Raw genomic sequence first — 18,331 nt, 5'->3', positions numbered from 1 at the left:
CTATTCAAACCTCATCATTCATGCCGGCGGAAAGGGCCTGGGGCGGTTCCGCACCATGGTACTTCGCCAGATCGAGCTCGATCTTCGACTTCAGGCCATTCTTCACCATGTCGTAGCCGACATCGATCGCGGCTGCGAAACCCTCGGCATCCGCACCACCATGGCTCTTGATCACGACGCCATTGAGGCCAAGGAATACCCCGCCATTGACCTTCCTGGGATCCATCTTCTCCCGCAGACGATCGAATGCGCCCTTCGCCAGAATGTAGCCGATCTTGGCAAGCAGGGTGCGCGACATTGCAGCGCGCAGATATTCGGCAATCTGGCGCGCGGTGCCTTCGGCGGCCTTCAGCGCGATGTTGCCGGAAAAACCTTCGGTCACGACCACATCGACCGTTCCGCGGCCGATGTCATCACCCTCGACGAAGCCGTAATAGTCAAAGCCGTCGATATTGGCTTCACGGATCAGGCGGCCAGCTTCCTTGACCTCCTCCTGTCCCTTGATTTCCTCGACACCGACGTTGAGAAGACCAACCGTCGGCCGTTCGATCTCGAAAAGCGCCCGTGCCATGGCGCCGCCCATCAGCGCGAAGTCCATAAGTTGCTGTGCATCCGCGCCGATCGTCGCCCCGACGTCCAGCACGATGCTTTCGCCCTTCAGCGTCGGCCAGATGGCGGCGATCGCCGGACGCTGGATCCCCTGCATCGTGCGCAGACAGAAGACCGACATGGCCATCAGCGCGCCGGTATTGCCGGCCGAAACGACGACATCCGCCTCGCCAGCGTTGATCGCGTCGATCGCCTTCCACATGCTCGATTTTCCGCGGCCGCGGCGAAGCGCCTGGCTCGGCTTCTCGTCCATCGCGACGGCGATCTCGCAGTCATGAAAAATGCTGCTGGCCTTGAGCTTCGGATATTTTTCCAGGAGGCTCGCGCATTGCGCCTCGATGCCGAACAACACGAACTTGATGTCCGGATGACGTTCGAGCGCCCTTGCGGCGCCCGGGATGACGACTTCGGGACCATAGTCGCCACCCATCACGTCAAGTGAAATTCTGACCACGCGTGTCTTATCCTTCATTTCTGCCACACAACACGTACCGTCGTGGCGCACTCACCTGGGACGCAATGACGATACATATTGCTTCTGACGCTTGAGCCAAGCACGCGGCAGATCGCTTCGCGGCTCTTTTGGCCGGTTTGGGGCCAAAATACTGCTTTTCCTTTGCGTGACAACCGAATTGTAGAGGAGGCTTTCAGAGCCTCAGTCCTTTTTCCAGTCCTTCAGAACGGCAAAGGGGTTCGGCTTCTTGTCGTCCGCTGCCGTGCTCTCGATGCGCGCGCCGAAAGTGGCGCCAGGCTTGCGCGGATAGGGATCGATCGCAAGCGCCACCTGCTCACTGACGACGACGCCGGCATCGATCGTGTCACCGGTGAAGGTGTCGGGAATGTCGGGACCATCCGGGTCGAGAATCATCTCGCCGCCGTCGTTGCTCGCCTGGCGGGCGAGCCGCGATCCCTCGGGTACCAGGATCACTTCGACCGGCTCGTGGATGTCGGCCTCGACGGGCTCGAGCGTCACCACGCAGCTTTGCACGATGCGGGCCGTGACATCGCCCTTGATCTTGATGCCATCCTTCTTCCAGCGCGCGATTTGCAGGTCAGCGCCGAGCGACAGCACATCGTCGACACCCCAGAGCTGCGCGAGCGCCGCACGCTCGCGCTCGTTTGCGGAAAGCTTAACGCTGACAGCGTTCGCCGAGATATGTCCCACCCTCACCGGATAGGAGAAGGCCGGCTGGCCATCGTCTTTCATGATCGGATCCTTCCTCGCCAGGGCGATTGATGCCGCCCAGTCGCGAATGCAGCCGTCGCCCGTATTCGGGTTTGCGACGCTGTTATCTCTTAATGACCGCTCTATTAAGCTCCAGCGGACGGAATCTGCAACTGACCGGTCTCGACGACCTCTTCGCCGACGTCGGCGAGTTGTGCCTCCACGGTTAGCAGATAGGCTGCAAGCGCCTCCATCGCGGGCGCGGCATCGCCCCCTTCCGGGTGGAAGTTGCGCTTCAACGCCGCCGCAAGGGCGGCCCTGTCCTTTGCCTCCAGCGCAGCCGCATAGGATTCGAGGCGACCATAATACATGCCGGCCAGCCTCTTCATCTTCTTCGGAACGCCGGCATCGCCCACTCCAAGCTCGCGGATCGAGTGATCGACGTCCTCGAAGAAAGCGTCGATGATCTCCTGGGCGATTTCCTGCCCGGGCCTTGCGGAGGCGCGTGTGCGGCGGAAGTAAAGGATCAGCATTGCCGACAGCATCTCGAAACGCCCCATGACCGTGTCCGGCACATCGAGGTCGGTATAGAGATAGGGTTGGCGTGCGGCCGACGTCAGCAGCGCATACTGCCGTTCGACAATCGCCGTATTGCCGCTTTTTCTTTTGAACAGTCCAAAAATCATCACAAAGCTCGGGCTTGGCTTTCTCGAAATGCGCGCAAGCGCCCATCCCGTTGTTGCATGACAGCCGAAGCTGGTTTACCGAAGCAGGCACGAATTGCAATGGCGGATCTGCCATCGTTTCTCCAAGGGGAGCTGTCGTTGACGAAGCGGTATTTGAGAAAGAACTTTAAAACCCTCGGCCGCGTGGCGGTCGTAGCTACCATCGCCGGTCTCACCCTTTCAGCCTGCCAGTCCGCCAATGTCGGTGAAGTCCTTCATCAGGGTTACGTGGTCGACCAGGAAACGCTAAATCTCGTTCCGGTTGGCTCCAGCCGCGAACAGGTGCTGCTGTCGCTCGGCACGCCCTCGACCACCGCGACCTTCGACAACGAAGTGTTCTACTACATTTCGCAGACCCGCAAGCGTCCCGTCGCCTTCATGAAGCCCAAGTTGATCGACCAGTCGATCCTTGCGGTCTACTTCGACAAGGAAGGCACTGTCAGCCAGCTTGCGCATTATACTTTGAAAGACGGCAAGGTCTTCGACATGCTGTCACGCACGACGCCGACCGGCGGCAAGGAAACGAGCTTCCTCGGCCAGCTTCTCAGCGGACCGGGCGCCGGACAGGCTGCCGCAAAGAGCCTGTTCAAGGACTTCGGCAGCAAATAGTTGACCCATCACAAAGCAAAAGGCCCGCGGAACCTCGTTCCGCGGGCCTTTTTCGTTTCAGCGGTTCGATCAGGCGAGGATCGCCAACAGCAGCAGCGCCACGATGTTGGTGATCTTGATCGCCGGGTTCACCGCCGGGCCGGCGGTATCCTTGTAGGGGTCGCCCACTGTGTCGCCGGTGACGGATGCCTTGTGCGCATCCGATCCCTTTAGATGACGTTCGCCGTTCTTGTCGACGAAACCATCCTCGAAGCTCTTCTTGGCATTGTCCCAGGCGCCGCCGCCCGAGGTCATCGAGATCGCCACGAAGAGGCCATTGACGATGACGCCGAGAAGCGATGCGCCAAGGGCAGCGAAGGCCGAGGCCTTCGAGCCCGACAGAAGCAGCACGCCAAAGTAGACGACGACAGGTGCAAGCACCGGCAGCAGCGAGGGAACAACCATTTCGCGGATTGCCGCCTTGGTGAGAAGATCGACGGCGCGGCCATAGTCCGGCCGTTCCTTGCCTTCCATGATGCCGGGTTTTTCGCGGAACTGCCGGCGAACCTCCTCGACGATGGACCCGGCCGCACGGCCGACGGCCGTCATCGCGATACCGCCGAAGAGGTAGGGGATGAGGCCGCCGAAGATCAATCCGGCCACGACGTAGGGGTTGGAGAGATCGAAGGAGATCTGTCCGACATCGGCGAAGTACGGGTACTTGTCGCCGTTGGCGGCGAAGTAGCTGAGGTCGTTCGAATAGGCGGCGAACAGCACCAGCGCGCCGAGACCGGCCGAACCGATCGCGTAGCCCTTGGTGACGGCCTTGGTGGTGTTACCGACGGCGTCGAGCGCGTCCGTCGATTTACGCACTTCCGGCGGCAGGTGTGACATTTCCGCGATGCCGCCGGCGTTGTCGGTCACCGGCCCGAACGCATCAAGCGCCACGATCATGCCGGCAAGGCCGAGCATGGCGGTGACGGCGATGCCCGTGCCGAAGAGACCGGCGAGCTGGTAGGTGGCAATGATGCCGCCGACGATGACGATCGCCGGCAAAGCCGTCGATTCCAGCGAAACGGCGAGGCCCTGGATCACGTTGGTGCCGTGGCCGGTCACAGAAGCCTGGGCGATCGAGTTCACCGGTCGCTTGTTGGTGCCGGTATAGTATTCGGTGATGACAACGATCAGGGCCGTCACGACCAGGCCGAGGATGCCGCAGAAGAACAGGTTCCAGCCGGTGACATCCCTGCCTGCGACGGTGCCGATCGAGCCCCATCCGATCGTAAACGACGTGGCGGCGCCGAGACCGAAGATCGACAACACGCCGGTAACGATCAGGCCCTTGTAGAGCGCGCCCATGATCGAGTTGTTGGCACCGAGCTTCACGAAGAAAGTGCCGACGATCGATGTGATGATGCAGGCCGCGCAGATCGCCAGCGGATAGACCATGACGGTCGCGAGCACCGGCGTGCCGGCGAAGAAGATCGCCGCGAGCACCATGGTTGCGACGACCGAGACGGCATAGGTCTCGAAGAGGTCGGCCGCCATGCCGGCGCAATCGCCGACATTGTCGCCGACGTTGTCGGCAATCGTCGCCGGATTGCGCGGATCATCCTCGGGGATGCCGGCTTCCACCTTGCCGACGAGGTCGCCGCCGACGTCGGCACCCTTGGTGAAGATGCCTCCGCCGAGACGGGCGAAGATGGAGATCAGCGAAGCGCCGAAGCCGAGCGCGACCAGCGCGTCGATGACTTCGCGCGAAGCGGGCTCATGCCCGAGGCCGACCGTGAGGACGACGTAGTAGACGGAGACGCCGAGGAGCGCCAGGCCCGCTACGAGAAGGCCGGTAATCGCGCCGGACTTGAAAGCGATGTCGAGGCCGGAGGCAAGGCTGACGGAAGCCGCCTGGGCAGTGCGGACGTTCGCCCGAACCGAAACATGCATGCCGATGAAGCCCGCAGCGCCCGAAAGGATTGCACCAATCAGGAAGCCGAACGCGGCGGCGGGGGAAAGAAGAACCCAAGCGGCGATGAAAACGACGACGCCGACGATGGCAATGGTCTTGTACTGACGCGTGAGATAGGCCTGCGCCCCTTCACGAATGTAGCCTGCGATTTCTTGCATGCGGGCGTTCCCCTGGTCGGCGGCCAGCACCGACTGTGTTGCCCAGATGGCATAAGCCACCGCGAGCAACCCGCATGCGATAACGCCCAACAAAATGGTCATTTCGCATTACCCTCCGTTACAACCCGCAGACTCACTCCCGGCCACGGGCCCCTCAAAACCGCGAATCACGCGCCACCTCCTCAAGCAGCACCTGTCACGGCGCGGCCAGAGTGCGGTTGCAACGGGAGATCGTCAAGCCCCGGAAAACGCCAGTGACAAGGCGCTCCGGCGACTTCGATTGTCGGGGGAAGGAGCTAGGCGGCGGCGTTCCGGGGAGCGCGCTTCAACAGCAACAGAAGCACGAGGCAGACAATGGTGACCGGCCAGACGACCGCGTTCAGCATGTCCCATCCATAGGCGGACAGGACCTTGCCCGAGGCAAAGGACGACAGCGCCACGGTGCTGAACAGGATGATGTCGTGGAAGGCCTGGACCTTGTCGGCCTCCTGCGGGCGGTAGCTGCTCGCGACGATCGCCGTCGAACCGATGAAGCCGAAGTTCCAGCCGAGGCCGAGCAGCACCAGGGCGCCCCAGAAGTTCCAGAGCTCGATGCCCATATGCGCAACCGTGGCGCAGGCCATCAACAACAGCAGGCCGCAGCCGACGATACGCTCGGCGCCGAAGCGGCTGATCAGCCAGCCGGTGAAGAAGCTCGGGGCGAACATCGCCAGCACGTGCCACTGGATGCCGAGCGTCGCAAGTTCCGTCGAAAAGCCGCAGCCCACGACCATCTCGACCGGCGCACCGGTCATCATGAAGGTCATCAGCGCATAGCTGGAGATGCCGCAGACCATGCCGGTGGCGAAGCGCTGGCTGCGCACGATCGCGCCGAGAGGACGCACGGCCCGGTCGTGGTGATCTCTCACCATCGCACTCGGTTCGGGCAGCCGCAGCGGTGCGAAGAAGAATGCCGCAAGCAGGCTGATCGGCAGCAGCACAACGAATGCGCCGGCAAAGGCAACGGGCGCGAACAGATTGCCGGCAAAGATGACGATCTGCGGGCCGAGTACCGCTGAAACAATGCCACCGCCAAGGATCAGCGAGATCGCCTTGGGCTTGTAGAACGACGGGGAAGCATCGGCCGCAGCAAAGCGCAGCTTCTGGGTGAAGCCGTTCGACGAGCCGAGCATGGCAAGGGCGAAGGCAAAGAGCCAGAAGCTTTCACGGAAGAGCGCGATTGCGGCGAGCGCCGCACCTGCGGCTGCGATCCCGGTCCCGGTCATGAAGGCAAAACGGCGGCCGATCACGCGCGATAGCATCGCGACCAGCACGACGCCGAGCGCCATGCCGACGTTAAAGGCGGTAAGTGGCGCGGTGGCGAGAGACTTGTCATCCGCCAGCAACTGATAGCCGGCAACGCCGCCGATGGAGAAGCAGATCGGCCCGACGACACCCATGATAGCCTGGGCTGCGGTCAGGTGAAAAACATTGCGGCGCGCTTCGCGAAGGGTGGTCCCCATGTCATCCGCAGCAACCGCAACCATAACTCTTTACTTCCTGAACTCGCTGCGGACCTGCTTGGCAATGCGGTCGAGAACGGCGTTGACCAGCTTCGGCTCGTCATCCTCGAAGAAGGCCTTGGCGATCTCGACATATTCGGTGACGATCACCGGAACGGGCACGTCCTTGCGCTCCAGCATCTCGAAGGTGCCGGCGCGCAGGATGGCGCGTACGGTAGAATCGAGCCGCGACAGCGCCCAGTCGTCCTGAAGCGCCGAACCGATCAACGGATCGAGCTTGCGCTGGTCGCGCACGACGCCGGCGACGATCGAGCGGAACCAGGACGCGTCCGCCTTCAGATAGGTATCGCCGTCGACGTCCTGGCCGAGGCGATGGGCTTCGTACTCGGCAACCACTTCGAGCACGCCGGTACCGCCAATGTCCATCTGATAGAGCGCCTGCACGGCGGCAAGGCGCGCTGCACCGCGCTGGTTGACCTGCTTCAGCGGCTGATCCGAGGGTGTCTTCGTCACTTTTCCGTGCCCAGTTTCTTCTTCAATTCAATCATGGTGAGCGCCGCGCGCGCGGCGAAGCCACCCTTGTCACCTTCCGACCGGCGGGCACGTGCCCAAGCCTGGTCGTCATTCTCGACCGTCAGGATACCATTGCCAATAGCGAGGCTTTCGCTCACGGCGAGATCCATGATGGCCCGCGAAGATTCGTTCGCGACGATATCGAAATGATAGGTCTCGCCGCGAATGACCATGCCGAGTGCGACGAAGCCGTCATATTCCGTGCCGCCCTCGTCGGCACCGTCAAGCGCCATGGCGATCGCAGCCGGGATTTCGAGCGCGCCCGGAACCGTCACGATATCATAGGTGGCCCCGGCTGCGTCCAGCGCATGCTTGGCGCCGTCGAGCAATGCATCGGCCATATCGTCATAGAAGCGCGCTTCCACAATCAGGATGTGGGCTGCCGTGGTCTCTGCCATGGATCACCTGTCTTTGAGAGTTCGTCGCCGGATGCGACCGACTGAGGCGGCGGTCAAACCATGCCCGGCGCCGAATGGCAAGCAAATTCCGCCGCGGAAGGCCTTTTGCCGCGCCGAACGGCGCCAGAATAGCTGCCCCGAAGGACGTTGGCGAAGCGCTGAAGAAGGCAACATGGCAAACGCGCGGTCCAATATGATCCGCATGCGCTCCGCTGCAGCTACCGTCATAGGATTGCAATACGGAGACACAATCAACGTGACGTTTATCAATTTTCAACGCTTCCCTGTTGACGATCCCGCGATCGCGGGACACGGATAGGGAAGCACCGTCGATGCTTCTTGCGAAATGCACGGCGCCAGGGAGGAAGACATGACGGAAACTCGAAAACCGGTCGTCAACCCGAAGACCCTCGACCTCGATCATTGGACGAGAGGCGAGCGGTTCGAATCACGCGACGCCTCCTTCGGCGCGCTGCTCGGCCTTAGGAATCTCGGCATCGGCTACGGCGAAGTGCCGCCGGGCAAGTCCGGTTGTCCCTTCCACAATCACCACGTCGAGGAAGAGCTTTTCATCATCCTCGAAGGCGAAGGCACCTACCGCTTCGGCAGCGAACGCCATTCGGTGGGCCCGGGCGATATCCTGGGCGCGCCGGCGGGCGGGCCAGAAACGGCGCATCACCTGATCAACACCGGCACGGCTCCGCTCAAATACCTGTCGATCTCGACCATGGCAGCAACCGAGATTTGCGAGTATCCCGATTCCGGCAAGCTTCTCGCCAAGACGCGCGGCCCCGACGGCGAACGGCGCTTCCGTTTCATCGGCCGCGCGGAAAGCAGCGTCGACTATTGGGACGGCGAGCCCGGCGCTTGAGTTCACCACAGCATAGGATCGAACATGCATAGCGTGCCTATCATCGAGACAGATCGCCTCATCCTGCGCCCCTATCGCCGTGACGATTTCCCTTCCTACGTTGCCCTGTTCGGCGATGCCGAGGTGATCCGCTATGTCGGTGGGGTACCGTTCACGCGCGAACAATCCTGGACCCGTTTCCTGCGCCAGGTCGGCATGTGGCACTATTTCGGCTTCGGCTTCTTCGCCATCCAGGATCGGCAGACGGGGACGTTTCTTGGCGAGGCCGGGTTTCACGACGTGCACCGCGCGATCACGCCGTCACTCGAGGGAACGATGGAAACCGGATGGGCGCTGTCGCCCAGAGCCCATGGCCGGGGCCTGGCGACGGAAGCCGTCAGTGCCGCGCTCAAATGGGCCGATCAGCAATTTCCGAGACTTCGGAAAACCTGCATCATCGATATCGGAAACCACGCCTCGATCCGTGTCGCGGAAAAGCACGGCTTCCAGGAGTTCTGGCGAACGACCTATCACGGCAATCACGTGATCATGTTCGAGCGCCAGCAGACGCGTGCGAACGCTGAAACATGAACAATTTTTAATTGTTTTCCCACCTTTTGCGCCATGGAAACGGCCAGATTCCGGCACAGTTTTCCAGGCGTTGGCACGACGCGCCCCCGCCCCAAGCCGAGGAAACGTCGTCCCAATTAGTCGAAACAGTCCAGCACGTCCCACTGCGGGTTACGCAACCCGTAAACGACGCCTGCTGGCCGCTGCGGCACGAGATGGTGATCGGCCCCGGACACCCGTAACGGTCCCGCGATCGGGCGGGAGGCCGGCGCTCGCGATGCCGCAGGCAACCAAGGAGCATGACCATGAACCGCATTGCCAAGCTTTCCGTCATCGCTGCTCTCTCCGCCCTTCCCTTCGGGGGCATCTCCTACGCGGCAGGCGCTGCGATGAACTGGCCGGCGCATATCGACCAGACGGTACGCCACTTCAAGGGCAACCACTTCACTGTCGTCGATATCGACACGCTCAAGGCAACGAGCCAGACGCGGACCTGGATCAACGAAGCGACGCCGAAGCAAGTTTCGGCCCTGCACGCCGCAGTCCGCGCCAACAAACCGCTGGCAACCAAGCTGAAGGGCCAGAACGTCGAGATGAACAACATCGCCGGCGCCGAACGGGCGGCCGATGGCAGTCTGACCTTCTATGTGCGCTAAGCCTTAAATTGCCCTCCTGAAACGCCACCGCCCCCAATTGGGGGCGGTACGGTTGTAACGGACATTTTCGTCAAACTTCGCTCATGCCGGCTTGGGTGCCGGGAACTCGGCCAGGCGCGCCGCATATCGCGCCATGGTGTCGACCTCGAAGTTCACAAAATCACCGGCCTTGCGCTCGCCCCAGGTGGTGACCTCCAGCGAATGACGGATAAGCAGCACGTCGAATTCGGCGCCATCGACCTTGTTGACCGTCAGCGACGTTCCGTCGAGCGCGACGGAGCCCTTCGGCGCTACGAATTTTGCCAGATGTTCGGGTGCCCGCAGCCGAAAGCGCACCGCGTCACCTTCCGGTTCCACCGACAGGATTTCCGCCTTGTCGTCGACATGGCCGGAGACCAGGTGGCCGCCGAGCTCGTCGCCGATCTTCAGCGACCGCTCGAGGTTGATCCGCGTGCCCTTCGTCCAGCCTGCAATCGTCGTCAGCCGCAACGCTTCTTCCCAGGCCTCGACCTCGAACCAGCGCTCGTTGCTGCCGGCTTCAGGCAGGGCGGTCACCGTCAGGCACACGCCGGAATGGGCAATGGAGGCGCCCATGTCGATGGTCTTCGGATCATAGCTCGTGGCAACACGCAGCTTGATGCCTTCCTTGAGCTGGGTGACGGCATCGACGGTGCCGATATCGGTAACAATGCCTGTGAACATCAGTTCTCTCTTTCGTATTCCTCGAACAGGTCGTCGCCATACCGTGCCTCGGCGACGCGTCGGAAGCCTCTCGGCACGGACTTACGGTCAAATGGGGATGCGATGCCGTTTTCGCCAATCGCCCCGGGGCCGGTGTAAAGCTGAATACCGTCGACGAGATCCGCATCGAGAAAGGCGCGCGCCGCGACGGCTCCGCCTTCGACCATCAGGGAGGAGAGGCCGCGGGAAGCGAGCGCCGCTAGCAGGTCGGCAATCGAACCGGCTTCGAGCACCTCGACGCCCGCCGCTTCCAGGGCCGCCTTGCGTGCGGCCCTGCCGTCGTCAGCATCCGTATCGCCGGATCCATCACTGGAGACCACGATCACCGGGACATTTCGCGCCGTTCGCGCCAGTTTCGAAGCAAGCGGGAGGTCGAGCCGACGGTCGAGGACGATGCGCAGCGGCGAGCGATTTTCGAGCCCTGGCATCCGCACGGTCAATTCGGGGTCATCAGCCGTCGCCGTGCCGATCCCGACCAGGATCGCATCCGTCTCGGCTCTCAGCATCTGCACCTGCCCGCGGGAGATGGGACCGGTGATGCGAACCTGCCCCTCCCCTTTGCGGCCAATCATGCCGTCGACCGAAACGGCAAGCTTGAGAGTCACATAGGGGCGGCGGCTGACCTGGCGCATGAGATAGGCTTCGAGCGCCCGCTGCCCCTCTTCCGCGAGAACGCCGATATCGACGGTGAGGCCGGCATCGCGCAGGCGCACGACGCCGCGCCCGGCGACGCGCTCGTCCGGATCGAGGATCGAGATCACCACGCGGGCAACGCCTGATGCGATGAGCGCGTCCGCGCAAGGCGGCGTCTTGCCGTGGTGCGAGCAGGGCTCCAGCGTCACGTAGGCCGTCGCTCCCCTCGCCCCCTCACCGGCTTCGGCAAGCGCCTGGGTTTCGGCATGCGGACGGCCGCTTCGCGCCGTCACGGCGCGCCCGACGATGACGCCGTCCTTGACGATCAGGCAGGCGACGGAAGGATTTGTGGATGTCTGTCCGAGATGATGGCGGGCCAGCCTCAGCGCCGCGGCCATGAACCTCTCGTCTTCACGGTTGGTCGCTGCCATGGCTCTATCCAGCGTGTGTTCTATTCGCCGGGATCGCGCGCGATCTTGGCGCTGATCTCAGTGATGACCTTCTCGAAATCCTCGGCATGCGAGAAATCGCGATAGACCGAAGCGTAACGCACGAAGGCAACGTCATCGAGGCTCTTGAGGGCCTCGAGCACCTGCAAACCGATTTCTTCGGAGGGAATCTCCGTCTCGCCCGAGCTTTCGAGACGCCGCACGATGCCGGAGACCGCCCGCTCGATGCGGTCGCGATCGACCGGACGCTTCCTCAGCGCGATCTCGAAAGACCGCAGGAGCTTGTCCCGGTCGAAAGGTACCTTCCGACCGGTCTTCTTGATGATCATCAGTTCACGCAACTGCACCCGCTCGAAGGTCGTGAAGCGACCTCCGCAATCCGGACAAATCCGGCGACGGCGAATGGCGTTCCCGTCCTCTGCCGGACGGGAATCCTTCACCTGGCTGTCTTCAGAACCGCAGTAGGGGCAGCGCATGGGCGACCGATCACATGTAGCCGTACATCGGGAAACGGTCGGTCAGCTTGACGACCTTGTCGCGAACGCCCGCTTCGACGGCGGCATTGCCCTCGTCGGAGTTGGCGACCTTCAGGCCATCGAGGACCTCGACGATCAGCTCGCCGATTTCCTTGAACTCGGCTTCCTTGAAGCCGCGGGTCGTGCCAGCCGGCGTGCCGAGACGGACGCCCGAGGTGACGAACGGCTTCTCGGGATCGAACGGGATGCCGTTCTTGTTGCAGGTGATGAAGGCACGGCCGAGCGCGGCTTCTGCACGCTTACCGGTCGCATTCTTCTTGCGCAGATCGACGAGCATCAGGTGGTTGTCGGTGCCGCCGGAAACGATGTCGAGGCCATTGGCCTTGAGCGTTTCGGCGAGCGTCCGGGCGTTCTTGACGATCTGGGCCGCATAGTCCTTGAACGAGGGGTGCAGAGCCTCGCCGAGCGCGACCGCCTTGGCGGCGATGACGTGCATCAGCGGGCCACCCTGGAGACCCGGGAAGACGGCCGAGTTGATCTTCTTGGCGATGTCTTCGTCGTTGGTCAGAACCATGCCGCCACGCGGGCCGCGCAGCGACTTATGCGTGGTCGTGGTGGCGACGTGGCAATGCGGGAACGGCGACGGGTGCTGGCCACCGGCAACGAGACCGGCGATATGCGCCATGTCGACCATCAGCCAGGCGCCGATCTCATCGGCGATCTCGCGGAAGCGCTTCCAGTCCCAGATACGCGAATAGGCCGTGCCGCCGGCGATGATCAGCTTCGGCTTGTGCTTGCGTGCCTTCTCGGCGACGTCGTCCATGTCGAGCAGGTGATCGTCTTCACGCACGCCGTAGGAGACGACGTTGAACCACTTGCCGGACATGTTGACCGGCGAACCGTGCGTCAGGTGGCCGCCCGAATTGAGGTCGAGGCCCATGAAGGTATCGCCCGGCTGCAGGAGCGCCAGGAACACGGCCTGGTTCATCTGCGAACCGGAGTTCGGCTGAACGTTCGCGAAGTTGACGCCGAAGAGTTTCTTGGCGCGCTCGATCGCCAGTTCCTCGGCGATATCGACGAACTGGCAGCCGCCGTAATAGCGCTTGCCCGGATAGCCCTCGGCATATTTGTTGGTCATGATCGAGCCCTGGGCTTCGAGCACGGCGCGGGAAACGATGTTCTCGGAGGCGATCAGTTCGATCTCGTGGCGCTGACGACCCAGCTCCTTCTCGATCGCACCGAAGATATCCGGATCGCTGTCGGCCAGAGAGCGGGTGAAGAAGGCGTCATTGGTCTGTTCAGGCATCGGCGCGAGGCTCCTCTCAAGGGTGGCAGTTCTTTAGCTTCCTCGCACGGCGAGAGCAATATCTGCTGTGCGGTTTGCGTCATTTCCCCCATCTGCCGCGCCGAAATACCGCGGGGCTCCGTGCACGAAAAAGCCGCGCGGGCAAGGCTCGCGCGGCTTCAATCGGAAAATGCCCGACTTTGCTTATTGCGGCAGATTATCCTGCTCGATCGAGCCGGCCGATTGTTCGATGCCGGTCGTCGTCTGCAATGCCAGCTGCTGTTCGCCGTCCATTTCGTAGATGTCGTCGCGGAACTGGACGATGCCGTCCATCGCTGCCCAGGCGGTGATGTACTTGAAATAGACCGGAACCTCGACCGCCAGCTTGATCGGCGAATTCTGGCCCGAACGGATCGTCGCCTCGATCTGCTGGCGCGACCAGCCGGGCGTGTCGCGCAGAAGCCACGTCGTCAGGTCGCGCACGTTCTGAACCCGCACGCAACCGGACGATTCGAAGCGCGCCAGCTTGTTGAACAGGCCCTGCTGCGGCGTGTCGTGCATGTACTCGTTGTTTTCATTATGGAAATTGATCTTCGTCGAGGCCATGGCATTGGTCTTGCCGGGATCCTGGCGGAACGTCAGGTTCGGTGCCTTTTCGGCATTCCAGTCGATTGTCTCAGGGGAGACCTCGTTGCCGCTGCCGTCGATGAGGCGGATCGCATTCTTCTCCAGATATTCCGGATCCTTGCGCATCAGCGGAACGATGTCCTTTTCGACGATCGAACGCGGCGCGGTCCAATAGGGATTGAGGATGACCTCATAGATATTCGAGTTGATGATGTGCGTCGGGCGGCTGATACGGCCGACGACGGCCGTGTGGCGCGTTGCAACGCGGCCATTTTCGACCGCCTCGATGTAGGCCGCGGGAATGTTGACGAGGACATAGCGGCTGCCGAGATCTCCGGACATGGACTGTAGCCGCACGATATTCGTGTTCAGTTGCCCAAGCCGGACATCCGCGGAGATGTTCATCGCCTTGATGGAATATTCGCCGAGCACGCCGTCCGCCGGCAGTCCGTGGCGGGCCTGGAAGCGCTTGACCGCGCCATCGACGTAGGAGTCGAATGCGCTGGAAATCCCGGCAGACTGTGGAAGGTCACCGGAAATCATCAGACGCTGGCGCAGAGCCTGCACGGCCGGATCGGAGACGCCCATCTGCAAGCGAACTGCCGAATTGACCTGCGGCCAGCCGCCGGCGGAGACGATCTGTTGATACTGCGCAATGGCGTTCTGCGTGTTGGCAAGCGTATCGATGCCGAAGATCGGATTGTTGGAAACGACGGCGGTCGCGGCCCGCGCGGCCTTCGCGTCATACTGGTCATCCCAGGAACCGCGGCGCGGCGAATTGATGATCTCGTTCAGGGCATCCTGTGCGCTTGCCGCGCCAGCGACCGCCACAGCACCGAAGGTTGCCGCCGAGCGCAGAAAGGCGCGGCGCGAGAATGCATCAATTCCATTCTTTTTCGACATATTCCTACCATCCCAATGCGTTGGCACGCGCCCTATGCGCTGGCACGCATGTTGCCGGAGCCCTAACACGATCGTGGTTAACAAAGGTCAACCAACGAGCCACCCTGCCCTCACAAGTTTTCACGATACCGCGAGTGAGAACCCTCATCCGGCAGGCGAAACGCGAAATGAATCCACGCTTGAAGAAACCACGTGGCCGCACCTACCGCATGTCGTCGTCGCTGTCACAGCAATATGGCCAATTCGTGTCTCGGCGAGGCTGAACGACGACGTGGCACGCCATTTGCTTTTCACCGCAATGGAGAGGCCCGCAGGTAGGCTGCAGACAACAACATTTTGATTTTCTAATATTTTCCCCCTGGAAAGCCGGCCAAACGCAGGATTGACGGGCCGAAGGGTGCGGCTTTTGGGCAACAGGGCGCCAAGCCGACAAATGGCAAAGGTCGGACACGCAGGGATTGCGCCCGACCCTTGAACTGGAGGTTTTGTCTGGATCAGAGACGGTACATGATCGAGTCGTTCCAGAAGCGATCCAGGCGCTGCAGCAACTTGTTCATCTGGGTGAACTCGTCCGAACCGATACCGCCGACCTTCTGGATCGAGCCGATGTGGCGCTCATAAAGCTTGGCGACGGTTTCGGCGATGTCCTGGCCATCTTCCGTCAGGCTGATGCGGACCGAGCGACGATCGACGCGGGAGCGCTGGTGGTTGATCAGGCCAAGGTCGACGAGCTTCTTGACGTTGTAGGAGACGTTCGAGCCGAGGTAGTAGCCGCGGGAGCGAAGTTCGCCGGCGGTCAGTTCCGAATTGCCGATGTTGAAGAGCAACAGGGCCTGGACGGCGTTGACGTCGCTGCGACCTTCGCGGTCGAACTCGTCCTTGATGACGTCGAGCAGACGGCGATGCAGGCGCTCGACGAGGTGAAGGGATTCCATGTAGAGACCACGGATGGTTTCTTCCTGAGGGTCTCGGGGCTGAGCCGCCTGCGGCTTCATCTTGGTGTTCATTTGACTGCCTCACTGTTTTGTTTGGCGGTGTCTGTTTGTCTTCCCGCCTTGAGTGAGACCCTATCGAATACGTCTAAAATTCTACTTAAACCGCAGCCTTAACAAGAGCTTGCCATTTGACGAGCCTGTCTCAGGGTGAATCAACTCTTACCTGCTTGGCCTGCCGCCAACGCTGATAGAAGAGCGCCGCCCGGAAAAGAACGAAGGTCACGGCAACCGCCGCATGCAGCACGAGCAGCAGCGGACGGGCGCCGAAACTGGTCGGATAGAACTCGTACATGGCGATCTCGATCGCCGCGGCGACCACCCAGACCACGGGCCCCCAGGAGACCAGCAGCCAGAGGCCGAGCGCCGCAACGGGATAGACGACGGCGAGCGCCGTGGCGGCCGCACGCCATTCGGGAGACAGGAGATCGAAGCGACCGGCGCCGCCATGGGAAAAGCCGATCAGCATGGCCCAGTAGTTGAGTGCGAACCAGATGCACGAGGCAGCGACCAGACGCAGGAAGACACCGAAGAGGATCTCGGTGAGCGATGGTTTCGGCACATGGGCAGAATCATGAAGCATGGTCGGCAAGATAGGGCGGCTCTTGCTCCTCCGCCAGCGGGATCGCTGCGCGCCCTCCCCTGCCGCCGTCATCTGAAGAGAAGAAATGCCGCAGCCTGTTCGCCTGACGCGCGGTTCCCAATTGCCGCCGCCCCATGATAAAGCGCTTGGCTAACGACGATTTTGACCGGAAAGGCGCGGCGCTATGAACGACAGGACAAATCTTGTGGACAGGATCACCGGGCACCGCCGCATGCGCCGCAACCGCAAGGCCGACTGGACGCGGCGGCTGGTGCAGGAAAGCCGCCTGACCGTCGACGATCTGATCTGGCCGATCTTCATCGTGCCGGGCAGCAACATCGTCCAGCCGATCGACGCAATGCCCGGCGTCAACCGCATGAGCGTCGACAAGGCGGTGGAAGCCGTCAAGGAGGCAGCCGACCTCGGCATTCCGGCGATCGCCACCTTCCCCAACATCGACATGCGGCTGCGCGACGAGACCGGCTCCAACAGCCTGGCTGCCGACAACCTGATCAACGAGGCGACGCGCGCGTTCAAGAAGGCGGTGCCCGAGATCGGCGTCATCACCGACGTCGCGCTCGATCCCTTCACCAGCCACGGGCACGACGGCATCCTGCGCAACGGCGAGATCGTCAACGATGAAACCGTCGAGATGATCTCCAGAGCGGCGGTCGCCCAGGCGGATGCCGGCTCCGACATCATCGCCCCCTCCGATATGATGGATGGCCGGATCGGCGCGATCCGCCAGGCGCTTGACGCCGCCGGGCACCAGAATGTCGGCATCATGTCCTATGCGACGAAGTTCGCCTCCGGCTTCTACGGTCCCTATCGCGAAGCGATCGGCACCGGCGGCCTGCTCAAGGGCGACAAGAAGACCTATTACATCGATCCGGCAAACGGCACCGAAGCCATCCGCGACGCCGCCCTCGACGTCGAGGAAGGCGCCGACATGCTGATGGTGAAGCCGGGTCTCCCCTATCTCGACATCTGCTGGCGGATGAAGGAGGCCTTCGGCCTGCCGGTCTTCGCCTACCAGGTGTCTGGCGAATATTCGCAGATAAAAGCCGCCGCCGCCAATGGCTGGATCGACGGCGAGAAGGTAATGCTGGAAACGCTGCTCGCCTTCAAGCGCGCCGGCTGTGACGGCATCCTCAGCTATTTCGCCGTCGAGGTCGCTCGCATCCTCGCCAAGGGCCGTTAGGCCCGGGTTCTTGGGCCCGAGGCTCTGCGGCGCCGAGCGTCTTTTCAGACAGGGGGGTCGCCGCAGCATTTTGAGTTGCCGGATATTTTGTCCGGATGTCGTTTCCGACCTAAGGAATAGGCAGGAGCCTGCGATCCTTGTTTTGCCGGCGTCACCGTCCCATATTCTGCATGCACCCAAGCGAGGCTTAAACGGATGACCATGCACAACGAAGAACTGAGGCTGCCGAGCAATGACTGGCGCGCCTATCAGGGCGTGCTCTCCCGGCGCATATTCGCGTTCCTGCTGGATTACGCCATCATCGCCCTTTTGTGGATCCCGGCGGCGGTCGTCGTCTTCTTCCTGGGCATCCTCACGCTCGGCCTCGGCTTCATGCTTTACCCGGCGCTCTTTGCCATCGTCGCCGTGCTTTATTTCGGCCTGACGGTCGGCGGGCGGGAGCAGGCCTCCCCCGGCATGCGGATGATGGGATTGGCGGTCGCCCGCACCGATGGACGTCCGATGGATTTCCTGACCGCCATCGTCCACCTCGTCATCTTCTGGATCGCCAACGCTCTGCTGACGCCGCTGATCCTGCTGATCGGCCTCTTTACCGATCGCAGCCGCCTGCTGCACGACCTGCTGATCGGTACCGTCATGGTCCGCCGTGACATGTACTGACCGGAAGCGCGCCCATTGTCG

Annotated in this window: 20 protein-coding genes; 6 read left to right on the top strand and 14 right to left on the bottom strand. The window is 62.1% G+C overall.

Annotation, left to right across the window (positions count from 1 at the left end; genetic code table 11):
- Window positions 1-4: 4 nt before the first annotated feature.
- The 3 genes from plsX to AC1Z3V_RS23450 form a co-directional block, all read right to left on the bottom strand.
- Window positions 5-1,063: a phosphate acyltransferase PlsX gene (plsX, locus tag AC1Z3V_RS23460; RefSeq protein ID WP_483502037.1), complete on the bottom strand. Its 1,059-nt coding sequence runs from the start codon at window positions 1,061-1,063 to the stop codon at window positions 5-7.
- A 201-nt stretch (window positions 1,064-1,264) separates the two neighbouring features.
- Window positions 1,265-1,816 (bottom strand): YceD family protein, encoded by a 552-nt coding sequence (locus AC1Z3V_RS23455; protein WP_429808631.1) that lies wholly within the window; start codon window positions 1,814-1,816, stop codon window positions 1,265-1,267.
- Between the two features lie 104 nt (window positions 1,817-1,920).
- Window positions 1,921-2,460, bottom strand: a complete 540-nt coding sequence (locus tag AC1Z3V_RS23450; protein WP_483502035.1) for a ubiquinol-cytochrome C chaperone family protein — start codon at window positions 2,458-2,460, stop codon at window positions 1,921-1,923.
- 138 nt (window positions 2,461-2,598) lie between these two features.
- Between AC1Z3V_RS23450 and AC1Z3V_RS23445 the strand changes: the two genes are divergently transcribed.
- Window positions 2,599-3,108 carry an outer membrane protein assembly factor BamE gene (locus AC1Z3V_RS23445; protein ID WP_429808626.1) on the top strand — a complete coding sequence of 170 codons (510 nt, stop codon included), beginning with the start codon at window positions 2,599-2,601 and terminating at the stop codon, window positions 3,106-3,108.
- A 69-nt stretch (window positions 3,109-3,177) separates the two neighbouring features.
- On the opposite strand, the gene AC1Z3V_RS23440 is transcribed toward AC1Z3V_RS23445, so the two are convergent.
- The 4 genes from AC1Z3V_RS23440 to ribH form a co-directional block, all read right to left on the bottom strand.
- The gene (locus tag AC1Z3V_RS23440) at window positions 3,178-5,313 is read right to left on the bottom strand and encodes a sodium-translocating pyrophosphatase (protein ID WP_483502033.1); all 2,136 of its coding nucleotides are present in this window, start codon (window positions 5,311-5,313) and stop codon (window positions 3,178-3,180) included.
- Between the two features lie 194 nt (window positions 5,314-5,507).
- Entirely contained in the window at window positions 5,508-6,737 is a 1,230-nt protein-coding gene (locus tag AC1Z3V_RS23435) for an MFS transporter (protein ID WP_429808621.1), read from the bottom strand.
- Between the two features lie 6 nt (window positions 6,738-6,743).
- Window positions 6,744-7,226, bottom strand: a complete 483-nt coding sequence (nusB, locus tag AC1Z3V_RS23430) for a transcription antitermination factor NusB (protein ID WP_113398386.1) — start codon at window positions 7,224-7,226, stop codon at window positions 6,744-6,746.
- Entirely contained in the window at window positions 7,223-7,684 is a 462-nt protein-coding gene (gene ribH, locus AC1Z3V_RS23425) for a 6,7-dimethyl-8-ribityllumazine synthase (RefSeq protein WP_173516130.1), read from the bottom strand. The genes nusB and ribH overlap by 4 nt, the downstream gene beginning before the upstream one ends.
- Window positions 7,685-8,054: 370 nt before the next feature.
- Between ribH and AC1Z3V_RS23420 the strand changes: the two genes are divergently transcribed.
- The 3 genes from AC1Z3V_RS23420 to AC1Z3V_RS23410 all read left to right on the top strand — a co-directional run bounded on the left by AC1Z3V_RS23420 (window position 8,055) and on the right by AC1Z3V_RS23410 (window position 9,760).
- Window positions 8,055-8,555 (top strand): cupin domain-containing protein, encoded by a 501-nt coding sequence (locus tag AC1Z3V_RS23420; protein ID WP_483502031.1) that lies wholly within the window; start codon window positions 8,055-8,057, stop codon window positions 8,553-8,555.
- A gap of 24 nt (window positions 8,556-8,579) precedes the next feature.
- Complete coding sequence (locus tag AC1Z3V_RS23415; protein WP_483502029.1) at window positions 8,580-9,125, top strand: GNAT family N-acetyltransferase; 546 nt, start codon at window positions 8,580-8,582, stop codon at window positions 9,123-9,125.
- A gap of 284 nt (window positions 9,126-9,409) precedes the next feature.
- Window positions 9,410-9,760, top strand: coding sequence for a hypothetical protein (locus tag AC1Z3V_RS23410; protein WP_483502027.1), 351 nt, complete (start codon window positions 9,410-9,412; stop codon window positions 9,758-9,760).
- 81 nt (window positions 9,761-9,841) lie between these two features.
- On the opposite strand, the gene AC1Z3V_RS23405 is transcribed toward AC1Z3V_RS23410, so the two are convergent.
- The 7 genes from AC1Z3V_RS23405 to AC1Z3V_RS23375 all read right to left on the bottom strand — a co-directional run bounded on the left by AC1Z3V_RS23405 (window position 9,842) and on the right by AC1Z3V_RS23375 (window position 16,449).
- On the bottom strand, window positions 9,842-10,462 hold the full coding sequence (locus tag AC1Z3V_RS23405) for a riboflavin synthase (protein WP_483502025.1): 621 nt from the start codon (window positions 10,460-10,462) through the stop codon (window positions 9,842-9,844).
- Window positions 10,462-11,565 carry a bifunctional diaminohydroxyphosphoribosylaminopyrimidine deaminase/5-amino-6-(5-phosphoribosylamino)uracil reductase RibD gene (ribD, locus tag AC1Z3V_RS23400; protein WP_483502024.1) on the bottom strand — a complete coding sequence of 368 codons (1,104 nt, stop codon included), beginning with the start codon at window positions 11,563-11,565 and terminating at the stop codon, window positions 10,462-10,464. Before ribD ends, AC1Z3V_RS23405 begins: the two co-directional genes overlap by 1 nt.
- Window positions 11,566-11,585: 20 nt before the next feature.
- Window positions 11,586-12,059: a transcriptional regulator NrdR gene (gene nrdR, locus AC1Z3V_RS23395; RefSeq protein WP_034803756.1), complete on the bottom strand. Its 474-nt coding sequence runs from the start codon at window positions 12,057-12,059 to the stop codon at window positions 11,586-11,588.
- 10 nt (window positions 12,060-12,069) lie between these two features.
- The gene (glyA, locus tag AC1Z3V_RS23390; RefSeq protein ID WP_429808602.1) at window positions 12,070-13,365 is read right to left on the bottom strand and encodes a serine hydroxymethyltransferase; all 1,296 of its coding nucleotides are present in this window, start codon (window positions 13,363-13,365) and stop codon (window positions 12,070-12,072) included.
- Between the two features lie 183 nt (window positions 13,366-13,548).
- Window positions 13,549-14,874, bottom strand: a complete 1,326-nt coding sequence (locus tag AC1Z3V_RS23385) for a L,D-transpeptidase family protein (RefSeq protein ID WP_429808599.1) — start codon at window positions 14,872-14,874, stop codon at window positions 13,549-13,551.
- Window positions 14,875-15,368: 494 nt separating this feature from the next.
- Entirely contained in the window at window positions 15,369-15,881 is a 513-nt protein-coding gene (gene ldtR, locus AC1Z3V_RS23380; protein ID WP_065777474.1) for a transcriptional regulator LdtR, read from the bottom strand.
- Window positions 15,882-16,011: 130 nt separating this feature from the next.
- The gene (locus AC1Z3V_RS23375) at window positions 16,012-16,449 is read right to left on the bottom strand and encodes a DUF6163 family protein (RefSeq protein WP_429808941.1); all 438 of its coding nucleotides are present in this window, start codon (window positions 16,447-16,449) and stop codon (window positions 16,012-16,014) included.
- A 184-nt stretch (window positions 16,450-16,633) separates the two neighbouring features.
- On the opposite strand from AC1Z3V_RS23375, the gene hemB reads away from it, so the two are divergent.
- Both hemB and AC1Z3V_RS23365 read left to right on the top strand, forming a co-directional pair.
- Window positions 16,634-17,650, top strand: a complete 1,017-nt coding sequence (gene hemB, locus AC1Z3V_RS23370; protein WP_483502022.1) for a porphobilinogen synthase — start codon at window positions 16,634-16,636, stop codon at window positions 17,648-17,650.
- A gap of 195 nt (window positions 17,651-17,845) precedes the next feature.
- The gene (locus AC1Z3V_RS23365) at window positions 17,846-18,310 is read left to right on the top strand and encodes an RDD family protein (protein WP_483502020.1); all 465 of its coding nucleotides are present in this window, start codon (window positions 17,846-17,848) and stop codon (window positions 18,308-18,310) included.
- Window positions 18,311-18,331 lie beyond the last annotated feature (21 nt).

The sequence above is a fragment of the Ensifer sp. 38_S197 genome, from assembly GCF_056924495.1.
The sequence above is the reverse complement of the archived record's forward strand: the minus strand, read 5'-3'. Positions and strand labels throughout refer to the sequence as shown.